Source organism: Paenibacillus sp. J2TS4, from assembly GCF_018403245.1.
Classification (GTDB): domain Bacteria; phylum Bacillota; class Bacilli; order Paenibacillales; family NBRC-103111; genus Paenibacillus_L.
This window is the reverse complement of record NZ_BOSH01000012.1, coordinates 159940-172290: the sequence shown is the minus strand read 5'-3', so window position 1 is coordinate 172290 and position 12351 is coordinate 159940. Positions and strand designations below refer to the sequence as shown.

Annotated in this window: 6 protein-coding genes; 1 reads left to right on the top strand and 5 read right to left on the bottom strand. The window is 46.3% G+C overall.

All coding sequences use genetic code 11. The annotated features are described in order from the left end of the window. Positions 1-18: 18 nt before the first annotated feature. Positions 19-633: a rhomboid family intramembrane serine protease gene (locus tag KJS69_RS22230; RefSeq protein WP_213585983.1), complete on the bottom strand. Its 615-nt coding sequence runs from the start codon at positions 631-633 to the stop codon at positions 19-21. Between the two features lie 760 nt (positions 634-1393). On the opposite strand from KJS69_RS22230, the gene KJS69_RS22225 reads away from it, so the two are divergent. Further along, positions 1394-2305 (top strand): immunoglobulin-like domain-containing protein, encoded by a 912-nt coding sequence (locus KJS69_RS22225; protein ID WP_213585982.1) that lies wholly within the window; start codon positions 1394-1396, stop codon positions 2303-2305. A 164-nt stretch (positions 2306-2469) separates the two neighbouring features. Here KJS69_RS22225 and KJS69_RS22220 read toward each other — a convergent pair whose 3' ends face one another. The 4 genes from KJS69_RS22220 to KJS69_RS22205 all read right to left on the bottom strand — a co-directional run bounded on the left by KJS69_RS22220 (position 2470) and on the right by KJS69_RS22205 (position 12215). Beyond that, on the bottom strand, positions 2470-8220 hold the full coding sequence (locus KJS69_RS22220; protein WP_213585981.1) for a glycoside hydrolase family 78 protein: 5751 nt from the start codon (positions 8218-8220) through the stop codon (positions 2470-2472). Between the two features lie 602 nt (positions 8221-8822). Beyond that, a complete protein-coding gene (locus tag KJS69_RS22215) occupies positions 8823-10025 on the bottom strand; it encodes an S-layer homology domain-containing protein (protein WP_213585980.1) in 1203 nt (400 codons plus the stop codon). 756 nt (positions 10026-10781) lie between these two features. Beyond that, the gene (locus KJS69_RS22210) at positions 10782-11768 is read right to left on the bottom strand and encodes an SGNH/GDSL hydrolase family protein (protein ID WP_213585979.1); all 987 of its coding nucleotides are present in this window, start codon (positions 11766-11768) and stop codon (positions 10782-10784) included. A gap of 231 nt (positions 11769-11999) precedes the next feature. After that, the gene (locus KJS69_RS22205) at positions 12000-12215 is read right to left on the bottom strand and encodes a hypothetical protein (RefSeq protein ID WP_213585978.1); all 216 of its coding nucleotides are present in this window, start codon (positions 12213-12215) and stop codon (positions 12000-12002) included. Between the last annotated feature and the right edge of the window lie 136 nt (positions 12216-12351).

Below are 12351 nucleotides of genomic sequence, written 5' to 3'. Positions count from 1 at the left end.
CTTCATCTATGGGATAGGTCATCGGCCACGCCTGCTCCAAAGCGGGGTTCCTGCAGCCATCAGCACGAAGCCCCCGGCCAATCCGCCGAGATGGGCCGTCCAACTGATTTGGGGCATGACTAAAGAAAATACAAACCCGACGATAAGCATGGTCATAACCGTCTTCTGTGACTGCTGATCCATTAGATGCTTATGGTATAAGCTGATATATAGATAGGCGCCGAATATACCATAAATCGCCCCCGAGGCTCCCGCCGATACGGTGGGTCCGCTCGCCAGCCAATAACTGACCATACTGCCGGCCACCCCGCTGAGCAAATAAAAAATGACATACTTAAACGACCCGAGCAACCGTTCCAGCGGAGGAGCGAACACGTATAAGAAGAAACTGTTCATAATAAGGTGCATTCCCCCAATGTGAAGGAATATGGAGGTTACGTATCTCCACGGTTCCGGACTTCCGAGCAACGGATTGTGAAACATCGCACCAAATTTCAACAACGTCAACGTATCGGTTGAGGAGCCGAACCATTCCATCAAGCCGAACATAATCAAATTGATAATAATCCATAGGGAGGTAATCGGATACCACCGGATATACTGCTTCAGGCTCTCTCTTCTCAAAAAAATCATGCAGCCTCTTCCCCTTTCGTCATTACCAATATAATCAACTTCGCTCCCTAAACACAAGCCGCAGAACAAAAAAATCGCATTTTCCCGGCAACTTTGTAAACTATAGGCTCAACATTGAAATCAGTGTTTGAATTTCTTTACCGCCATTCTACCTTGCAAATCCGTCTATTTTCATCATCTGATGGTGCCGCGGCCAGAGGCATGGGGGTCTAACTGGATTTTAGGACAGGCAAGTTTTTCGGGACTGCCTGACCTAGTGGATGGATGACCGTTGTGGATGGATGACCGTTTTTCCTCCCTTGTTGGATGGGACGAACCTAAATGGCTGCAATACTACATCAATTGTGAAATGAATGGAGCTGTTCGAAAGAAAAGCCTGCGAAAATACATGAATTCTCTTTCCAAATGGCTGATTCCCTGTTTCAACAAGCAAAAAGATGCACTATTGCAGCCTTTAATCCAACTACTTAAGTGTTCTCTCTAAAAAGATGCACTTCTGCAGTCTTTTGCATAGCTGCACTCTGCCCATCTTAAAATCGTTTCATCGGACAAACTCCCAGTCAGCCAGCGACGATCTGTCCATTGCTGCCCGACAAAGTCAAGGACTGATTATCATTTTGAGCCATAATTAAAATATTAAAATAGATCTTTCTCGGACTGCGGAAACTTTTTTACAAAAAATATCGTCTATTCTATATGAGTTCCTTGTCTGAATTCAAATCATTTGGTGAGAACATATAGAAAGAAGAGGGAAATCGGAATGATGAAAGCAGTCGGTCTAGCGGTGGCAATTTCTTTATTGCTAATAAGCTGTTCACAAGCGGTTCGGCCGGAAATGCCCAATGCGCCTTCCCCCGTTGTTGCAGATCTCCAAGAGGTGCCGGATGTTATAGGGGATCCAGAACGAAGCCCTGGCGGATTCCGTTGGCACGATCTAATGGAGAAAGACCTGGATAAGCTTCATGAAAAGACTGAATATGGCCCTCGAACGGGAAAATGGTTCCATGGGAATAGCGGAGAACCGCTGCTTTTTTCGTATCCTTCCGGAATTCACGAGCCGGGAGCCAATCTATCCGTAGCCTTTCGCTCGAATCCGGGCCATCGAATCATCCGTATTCAGTTGACCAAACGAGACGATAACTTGCAAAATACCGGATTGCTGGAGGAAAGTAGGGACCGATTGTCTGGGACTACCTTCCCCGCAGCGTTCTTCGATTTTCAGCTTCCGGATGAAGAAGGAGCACTCTACCTGCTTAGCATTGAAATAGTGGGAGAGAACGAGGAGGTTGAGGATACCGTACTATCTCCCATCTATGTCCCTAAGCGGGAAGTCAATGCGCGGCTGACGATAGACAGGCCGGAGCAGGCGGAGGACGGGAAGCAAATGCTTAAGCTGTTTAATGCCGGGCCCTCCCTTCTATTCTTTGGCAAGGATTATCGGCTGGAGAAGAAAATCGATGGATTGTGGACATGGGCCCCTTCGGAAGAGGCATTTCCAGCAATTGGAATCCACCTGTATCCCGGTGAAGTCTACGAAGAATTAATCAAGCTGAAGGAATGGACCCCAGGTCAGTATCGAGTCATTAAAACCTTTTCATCGGAGGGCTACAAATCAGAGTATACGCTGGCTGCCGAATTTGAAATCCAAGAACCGGAAGACTCCGCGAATTAACTCACCATGTCCGCTGGCCAAACAACAAAGGCGTGAACAGTATCCGTACCGTTCACGCCTGATTATTGGGCAAAGCAATCCTAAAGGTTCTGTACGCCTTTCACCAGCCGACTCCTAGGCTTCCCAATTGTCTTGCCCCAGCCGGATGCTAGGCTTCCCAGCCGCTATTGAATCCGGTGAACGCCCACAAATTGATGGACCGATCCAATGATCCGAATAGGCACATCCTCTTCTTTGACTACACCATTCTCATAGATGATCTTGAAGCGGATCGAGTGCAGTCCAGTCGGAAGCCCCCCATCTAAAGAACCCAACTGTTCGTCATACAATTCCCCATGGAACCGAATGCCGCTTTCCTCCGGCTCCAGCCGAGTGGTAATGTCTATGGAGGTGCCATCCTTCCCTTTCGCTCGCAAAGAAGCGGAAGCTTCCTTCACTGGAGCTGGCGCACTCTCGGTCTGAACGACAAACACTTCGCCGGAGTAAAAATCTTTGGGCGGTTCCGTCGTATTATGCCCCCTATCTTCATGGTTTTTCAACCACTTAGGCGTATGGTGAACCTCCGACTGAATAGTCAGCTCTTGAACGATGATCGTTTTAGTGATCGAATCCGAGGCAAGACCATCGGATACCGTCAATTGGACCTCCACACGCCCGGGCTCCATCCATTTTGCATTAAAACGAGGGGTATCGTAACTTGTCCTCGTTCCATCCGGGCTGACGACAAGCCATTCGTAGCTCAGTGGATCGTTATCGGGATCGGTCGCGAGCGAAAATACTTCGACCGCATCTCCTTCCCATACCGGTTTGGGCGACCAATTAAAGTCAGCTCGCGGTGGGCGATTAATCATCATCCAGGCCTGGGGCGACCAGGGAGACCAGACATGACCGTCATGGACTCGAACACGCACCTGCATGTTTTGCCGCGGCGGCAAATCCCGATCTACCTTCCAACTCGCAGATGTATTGGAAGTATTCTGTGTCTTCTGTCCGGTATCCAGAATGATCGTTCCGGACTCATCAGTGATCTGCAACTGATAGGCTTTAAATACGGTTCCCGGATCAGGGTCGGTTTGCCGCCATTGCAGCGTCGGCCGCAAGGTTTCCATCATGGTCGGCTTGTCCCTCGTGCCGTCCGGAACCGTCATTTGAGCCGCTGGCGGACGGTTCGTGATCATCCAGCCGACGTTGGACCAGAGCGAATAGTCTTGGCCATCCGCGACTCGCACTTGCACCTCATACTTCTGTCCCTGCTCCAGAGGAACATCAAGCGTCCACTGGTTCGAGGTCGCTGTCGTATTCTGGACTAGTCCGGTTCTCTTGAGGAAAATTCGGCCCCATTCATCTTTAATCTGGACATCAAACAGTTCAAAGACCGTGCCGGGATCCGGATCGCTTTGATTCCATTTAATTGTTGGTGTCAACGTAGGAACATAAGTCGGATTCGCCTTGCTTCCGTTCGGATAAGTGAGTGTCGCACTTGGTGGACGGTTGGCAGCTACAGGCTGCTTCACTACGATATCCTGCTCGTACCAGTCACTCCATGCCCGGTATTCATCCGCTACGGCCAGCCCAAGGGTATAGACGCCCTGCTCCGTAGGCCTCTGCAGCTTCCCTTGGACGGTATGTCCACTTGGGGTCACATAGTAATATTTCTTCTGATAGATCCCGTGATTGCCAGCATAAGCCGGCTGACAGTTTCCGAAGCTGTAGCAGCGGTCCGGATCGTAGCTGCGCTCATTCCAAACCACCAGGTTGTTATTATCCACGCTGGCCGTGAAATTCGCTATCGGCCTTCGATGGACGATCAGCGTTTTGACATCAAAATCTGAATACTTCCGGTATTTCCCAAACACGTTGCTTGGATAACGGTAATTCGGATGAGGATCATCCATTTCCCGGTACGATATGCGGTACATGCCCACCTTATCGAAAACCGGAACCGGCGTCTTCCTCACGGAATTATGGAACGCAGATAGTCCGCTTTTGCCATCCCCGGCATCTAGGAACATGGTCGTATTGGTATGCTCCGTCTTCCATTCCGTCTTATCCGCAATCTTAGGGTCGGATTCAAAGTCGCTGTACGTCGTGTCATAGGTTACCGTTGTATCGACGATCGCATATCCGTTCACATCGCTGTCGGTTCCAGCCGGCATCATTCGTGAAGAGATTCCTTTGAAGGCAACCGTATCATGGACGGAATACGGCCCAAATGTGCCTCGGGTAAACGTGCTGTCCGTCACTTCAATGACTGGCACCCCGTTCTCGTACACCTTCAGACTGCTGCCTCGCATATCAACTTTGTAGCCTGTCCACGTATTGTCCGGAACAAAATGAGTGACTTCTCGCAGTACTTGTTTTCTCCCGTTGACGATTTTGAGTAATTTTAACTTGGAGCTTGTTGCCTCCACACGATACATATTTTTATGATCTTGTATCCGGAAGCTCATTCCCGTAGGAACATAACTCTCTTCTTGATACGCGATCTTCTGGCTCCAAGCAATCGTTCCGTTCGTCATTGGAGCCATTTGGGAGTTAATTAACTGCCCGTTGGTATGCCATTCGTTATGATCGGGAGGTTGCTCCCCATCGTAGGTATAAGAGAAAAGTTTTTTACCATCCATAAAATAGATATGCCCGCCGAGTACTTGGGCATTTCCGTCCTCATACCTTCCTGATCTGAAAGGAAGCTCTCCTAAGACTCTTTGAGATTTACGGTCTCTAAGCTCGAAAATATAGCCCATAAGCTCGTCATCGTAGGGATCTCTGATGGGATTCCTAAAAACGCCAATTCCGTTTAGTCCAGTCAGGTAAAATGCAGACGCATCCTGTTTTTCTCCCCTGTGCATAGTTTCCGTAAGAGTGTCAAAGTACCATTTCTCTTCCCATCTAAAACCTCGGTCTAGATTGACATACCTATGATTCCCTCCCGTATTCCAAATTCTAGTGTTCATGCTCGTTCCATCATTAAAGGTATAGATGATTTTAGGCTGTCCTGTATTTCCGTCCCAGCGCACAAGGTGACTATCATACCTGTATCCAGGATTGAGTAGAACCATCTCACTTAGGATTTCATAACGATTTCCCTTGAAGTCCATTGCAGAGAAATCAGAGTAATTTTGGAATTTAGGCCCATGGTCTGGATGACCGTCCTGTCCTTCATATTCCATCCTCACTGCAGGAATTCCCGTATAGTTTTCCACCTTGTAAGGTGTCGTTAAATCATCATAACGATACGAATAGATTTTCCGGTTCGTGCGATCTATTTCTTTAATGTCATAATTGAATTTGACCATCCTGCTATTTCTCCGAGGATCCGATCCGTCAGAAAAGGTTAGAGCCCGGCCTTCAATTACCCTGTACTCATACGTACTGTTATTCCGCTCGATCACTTGCTCAGACTCATCCAGAGGCCTAGTGTTCCCTCTGGCTAGTTCAGATATTTTGTATTTCTTGTAATACCTCCTGAACTTATCTATATTTCCCTCTAGACCGTAGTGATACTCATAGTAAAATAGAATTTCCCCTAAGTCTTCCCGGACAAACAGGTCCGGCCTTATACCTTTAAATAATAATTTAGGGGCACTACCATTTGTATCTACCAAGTGGTAGCTAAACTCAAAGCTTCCGGATCCACTTTCCCAATTTTCCCCTATATACTTCCCTCCCCCTAGAAAATACGACAATTTGAAACTTCTGCTCCACCCTATTGGCATGTTAATTGCTTTGCCAGCGGTTATTTTTTCAGGCGAAATTGGAAGTACCTCATATAAATACTCTGGAGTCTTATCGGCAATGTTATTCGGTCTATCCTGAATGATAGGAACTGTAACCAAAGTTCCATCCGGAGCCGCTGACCAATATTTAAGGATACTGGCTTCATCTAACGAAGTGTTTACCCATTTATTGGTCATAAACTCACTTGCCGGGTAAACCGTAGATTCGATCGGTTCCGGCTCGGTTGAAATGCCGACCGGCGTAAAATCTACTTCTGGCGCTTGGTTCACGATTTCAAAGGAAAAATACCCGGTAGCCTGTTTACCCCAATCCTCTTCGGCATACACCTTCAGACAGTACTTTCCTACTTTATCCGCTGTATAGTTGACAGTTTGTCCATTTTCGCTAATTTTCCGATAGTCTGCTTCGTTGCATTTTCCGTCATTGTTGGCATCATAGGCCACATATAAATCATTGATAACGATCGCGTCACCATCCGGGCTGTACGATTCGTTCTTGATCGCCAGCGGTGTATTCCGGAGTCCAATGGCGTTGTAGGCCAACTTAGGTATCGGAGGCAGATCTTCCTTCACTAGAAGCTTGTGAACGGCTTTACTCTCGGGCAATGAACGTAATCCAGAACTGTCCTCCACTTCCAAAGTGATGGTTTCGATCCCCGGTGTTGGGTACATATCTCGTCTATTTCCCCAATCGAATCGGGATATGGTCCGCCCGGGTACGTAGGTGAAACTCTTTTCCCCAGTAATAGGTGGAGTGACGGGACGGCCCTCCACTACGGAATCAGGTGCTGTAATCATCGGTATCGGGTTGGGCTCGACTACGGTAATCATCGCCTTGCTTGTCGAAGAGGCCCCTTGGGAATCGGTGGCCGTCGCCATGATCTCATGCGTACCTAGTTCGGTCGCCCGCATGCTATTGTATTCTGTATTCCAGGGCCCAAACCGATAATAATCCGGCAATCCTCGTATCCAAGTACTATTACTATCTTCGAAATGAAAATAGTATTCTATTGGATCGCCATCCGGATCGTAAGGCTCCGGTGGGTTGGTTGTCGGGTTCTGAATGACCCGCAGATTGACCCAGGAATCTTTGACAACGATATGTGCGTTAGGTTTCCAGCCTTCGAAATCCCCGCCCTGAAACCAGCCAATCTGAAAAACGGGAGGTCGGTTGTTCGGGTTATCTAAAATCTTGATTGGCTTGGGGCCGATCCATTCCGATTCTCCACATGTCGTGAAGATTTTCATGTAGACCTGATTCGTACCCACCCCTACATTACTTGGATACGGATAGGTGACTTCGGTCGGCTGCGTCTTGTTGGTCGATTTTGGCAACATGTTGCTATAGTTGAGGGTTATTCGGAACTGATGACTGACATACGTACACCCAGGACCGGTAACCTCAATATCTTTGGGAATAATCTTAAATGAATCTCGAAATGTGATTTCACTAGGAACCACATCGAAATCTCCAGTGATTTTCTTGTCTTCTCCCGGTTTGTCGTCACAATACCGACTGGCCGCATAGAGCTTCTTGATCTCATTATTGGACTTTGTTTCTTCGACGATGCGGTTATCCGGATCCAGCTTGATGACAAATTCGGTGGACCGTTCGTTCGTAAACGTATACGTGAACTTCTCCGTGATTGTCTTGTTGGTTCCCATCTTCGGATAATTGAATGTCTTATGGAGTTGACCAGCGACCCATACCTGGACCGTAAATGGTGTATCGATCACTCCTCCACCATTGCTGAAGGAAAATTCAAATGGAGTCTCTACGTTTAAAGCAATACAATCCACCAGTGTTTTAAAGTCAAGGCTGCCTAAATCGGGTTTCTCTGTTGGTTTCAGATATACCGTTACTTTCCCTCTGTATTCGTAGGAGATCCCTTGCCAAAAGGCATTGATCTCCATTTTATAGTTGCGACCTTCGGTATGTGGGATAATAGGAGTATCAGATGGAATAGGATCCCAGTCGAAGCCTTTCTTGCTATTTTCTTTGTCTAATAGTTTTGCAACCCTAACCATTCCTTTTCCCGGTTCGGCACCTTCAGTAACACCTCCGGTTTCAAGAATATCTACATTATCGGTTATATTTTTTGATTTTTCTTTAATGATTCGTATGCTTTCGGGTACCACTGCAGATACAGGAATAGTTTTTGCATCCTTATTACCCATTTTATTTTCATCCAAATAATATAAGCTTGGAGATTCTACTTCATAGGCCGTCGTCACTGCTTTGCCTTGATATTGTAAATCATAAGGAAGATGGCTCGGGAATACTCCTGGGCATTCTGATACACCATTTTCTATGCAACTACCCGGAAATGAATATTTTGCAGTCCGTTCCCCTTGAGTTTGCCAGTGGGTACCCGCTGCATTTCGCCAAATATAATGACCGGGATTAGTATTTGTAGTATTTACAACAAGTTTTTCAATGCCTTTAATGTCGGGAAGCGTAAGCACATTTCCGGATAATGTCCCACCGTTTTTAATTTTATTTCCGTTCACTTCTACTTCCCAATAATCAATTTCTCGATCACCGAAATTAAGATTTACTGTTAATCCGGAAAGACTGCTCGAAGGCAGGTAGGAGTATTTTTCGTTATCTATTGTTACCTCTGCCCCACCGAAACTAATATCCAAAGACTCCGCTTGCAGTTTTCCACTAGGAAAAAGCAGTAAAATACTTGCTAGTAAAATAAGAGATAATAAAACAGCGGCAACCTGTTTGGATCTTTTCCCTACTCTCACGTCTACATCACCATCATTTCTTTATGTCATTCTGATAAATAATTGACACGACGAGTAGGTTCATAATTATTTGAGATTGATATCCAAAACTCCCTATTCGATAATCTTTCTTCCACTTCCGTTTTAGGCATTATCATCAACATCCAAGTTATATTATTAAATTTCTTCTTCATTAAATAAGTTCCATATGTTGATACATGAGTTAAATCTTCAAAATCTGAATCAATAACAGCACGTCCGAAGTGATACCCTGGACCAATATACTGACTTATATCCCAGTAACCTTCACGAACCGCATTGTTGGATACGTTCATCTTCAAAGCAACTAAGTAATCATCTGTAGAATACTTTCCATCAATTGACCTTAAAACTTTAGGAAACCAAGATCTAAATGCCGCATCCGGATCTTCCATATCCACCACCAAAACTTGCTTCAATGTAACGTCTACCTCGGCCCCATAGGATAGATCCATGGGAAACTCACCCTCCGGCAAAACTCCTAAAATCGATTCCATATTCGTGCTGCGCCACTCCACCTCAGCGTAGCTGGCTGCCCGTTTATCAACTTCCAGCTCTTTGCCTTCCTTCAAATCCAGGATGCGTTGAATAATGGTTACGGATTGCGCCCGAGTGGCCGTTTCTTCTTTCCCCAACTGTCCATCGGCCATTCCGGTAATCAGTCCTGTTTTGGTCGCCAGGAACATCAATTCTTCATCACTGGTTTGATTATCTGCTGATTGCAGTTTTTCATCAGCCGCACGAACGGAAATTCTGGCCATTTCCAATCTAGTAATAGCAGTATTCCAGGTTCCGCTATTAAAGTCCGTATAACGGTGATATCCGGCATTTACAACGGCAGATATAAACGGATCGTACCAATTTGAATCAGTCTCTTTTTTCAAAGCATTTAAGCCGATAGCTTTAGTTACCATCGTCACAAACTCAGCCCGCGTAACCTCCTGCTCCGGTTTGAACGTGCCATCCTCATAACCATCCACATATCCAGCTTGTATAGCTCCCTGAATCGCTTGTTCTGCCCAATGGCCTTGAATATCAGACAAGGTATGATTCACTGATGCCTTCTCCGAAGTAATGGTCGATTGTTTACTCCCACTGATTTCCGCTTGAGCTGCCGACAGTAATGATGCATTATTAGTGCATCCTGTCATCATAAGTGCTGTGGCTATACCTGCGGTTACAAATTTGTTATTCAAGCGAATGCTCTTCATAGAAAAAACCTCCATATATTTTGTATTTGCGGCTAAATGCTTCACCGTGAAATAGGTTCGAATCGAGTTCGAAAATATAGTCTTTTATACCTACCACTCCTTCTTCAATAACCTAGTCCATTCCTCCTATTTTTACAAAATTATCTATTTAAACCCAAAATTAATAAAAAACGCCCCTACTCTCACAAAGGAGAATAAGGGCGGTTCTTCCGCACTCTAGTTTTTCAATTTGGTTATACTATAAGCTATTTTCCAATCGTTGGCAAGTGCTGCGTGCTATTTGATCGTAACGAAACTACATTTCGTTAAATCGCTATTTTTACCGCGTTTCGATTTTTAATGAAACTGGGTATCGCTAATTTCCTTTTTCCTCCTCTTTTTATCGATTTTTCTGCTGATAGCGTTGCCGAGTTTCGTTACAATCTCACTGTGCCTGTTATTGCCCAAATAAGGCTACACAGTTTCGTTAGAATGCTTGAGGCAATCCCCGACCCGACACAATTTACTGGCGATGATATGACCCCAGGCAGGCGCTCACATACGCTATCCACATACGCGCCCCCAAGGCTGGTGCAAATATCCGATGTTCACATACACAGCTCGCTTGCACGGCATTTCCATGCGCTGGTCCATATATCGCTCCGACGCAGTCGCTCACTTGCGCTGTTCCACACGCTACTCACAGCACGAGTGCTACCTAAGGAGAGTTACTACTGTACGACTACTTCTATGTTAATTACACCCTTCATTCGCTCATTAGCCCCGATTCCCATCAGCGCGCATCCTTTTTAGCATGTTCAGCGCCATATGAAGAAAGCCTTCATCCGATGGATGAACGGTCCGGTCTCCATAATAGGACGGTTGATGCGGAACTATATCCAGCCCGTCGATCAGCTGAATACCCCCGATGGAGCGGCTAACCTTTTCAATCGTACCCATCACTTCAGCAAATGAGCCCATAGCCTTAGGCTCGTTCCAATCCGCTCTCCAGATAGGCGTCATGACAAAAAGCATCGCATCCGGATAGAGCTCCTTCAAAGTCGATAAATATCCTTCCGCTTTGCTTTCCAATTCAGAGAGAGTATTCCACCGGTGCCAGTCGTTAGTCCCGTAAGCGACCGTTATCCAGTCCGGTTGATAGGGAAGCCGACGATCCAAGCTATCTTTATTAAAAAAGTAGCCGCCCACCCCGTGATTCAGCAGATTCATCCCCAAATATCTGGACAACAGTACCGGATAAGCTGATGACGGCCGCTTCGCATCCATCCCCTGGGTTATCGAATCTCCCAGACACAGCAGCTGCTTGGCGTGGGACGGAGCTTCCTCGACGACAGATTCATTCGAGAACTCTATCCCGGTAATATGCAAAACAGCGACATGCGGCAAATAAATGCTTACCCGCCGCAGGCTTCCCGGCTTATGAATGCCTTGTAATTCGAAAAGTACGGATCCTTCCCCCGTCTTAAGCTCGTCCGAGCCTATCGATCCAACAAACCGGTTATTTACATATAGATCAAAATATAACCAGTCCCGGCACCCTTCCTCTACATAATAAGTTATCCGAACGAAGGTGGAATCGGTAAGTAAATCAAGCATTCCGCCGGAAGAACATTGGCTGCGCACGCGAAACGCTTCATTTTCACCGTATAGCTGCAGTTGCTCTGCAGTAAACCGGACTGGATGATAGCCTTTTTCGCCTGGAACAACGTCCAGAACGTTCTTAAACCAAGCTTTCGATATCATGTTGGTCTTCCCCCCCATACTGTTTGACTCTACTTTATTCTAATCTTAAAGCAAGCTTCCATCAAAAGAAAGCGTTGCCAAACATTCAAAAAGATGCAGAACCATGACCTGTTCTCGACGACGGCACGGAATTGTGAGAAGTAATTGACGAGACAGAGGATGAGGCATGTCGAAAAAGCCTTCGCATGCGTAGCCTACGCCAAACAAAGGCTTGATCTATCCCAAAAGCAACTAGGGCTTCTTGGATTTGCTGCGCAAATTTCCGAGCACAAGCCCGGCCAGCATCCCGATCGGAACGCAGTATAATAAACCGGTACCGACATTTTGTGAGAATACGCCGATAACGATGCCCGCGATTACTCCAAGGGCGATGCCCCATGCCAAATAGACGTTCTTGACCCGAGTTACCGGATCATACGGATCTGTAGGATCAGTCTGGTTACTCATTCCCTCCGCCTCCACTTCTTATCGGTCTCCTTCTATTATAGCCTATTATCAGGAAGGAATCATCGTGTTCTCCTTCTGCAGCCAGGAGGAATGTCGTTGTCTTTAAGAGATTATTCAGTATAATCGTAAAATGAAC

What these genes read in the sequence shown, in the direction of transcription:
- KJS69_RS22205 (WP_213585978.1), bottom strand. Translation starts at nt 12,215, where the DNA reads ATGAGTAACCAGACTGATCCTACAGATCCGTATGATCCGGTAACTCGG.
- KJS69_RS22220 (WP_213585981.1), bottom strand. Translation starts at nt 8,220, where the DNA reads ATGGGTAATAAGGATGCAAAAACTATTCCTGTATCTGCAGTGGTACCC.
- KJS69_RS22230 (WP_213585983.1), bottom strand. Translation starts at nt 633, where the DNA reads ATGATTTTTTTGAGAAGAGAGAGCCTGAAGCAGTATATCCGGTGGTAT.
- KJS69_RS22210 (WP_213585979.1), bottom strand. Translation starts at nt 11,768, where the DNA reads ATGATATCGAAAGCTTGGTTTAAGAACGTTCTGGACGTTGTTCCAGGC.
- KJS69_RS22215 (WP_213585980.1), bottom strand. Translation starts at nt 10,025, where the DNA reads ATGAAGAGCATTCGCTTGAATAACAAATTTGTAACCGCAGGTATAGCC.
- KJS69_RS22225 (WP_213585982.1), top strand. Translation starts at nt 1,394, where the DNA reads ATGATGAAAGCAGTCGGTCTAGCGGTGGCAATTTCTTTATTGCTAATA.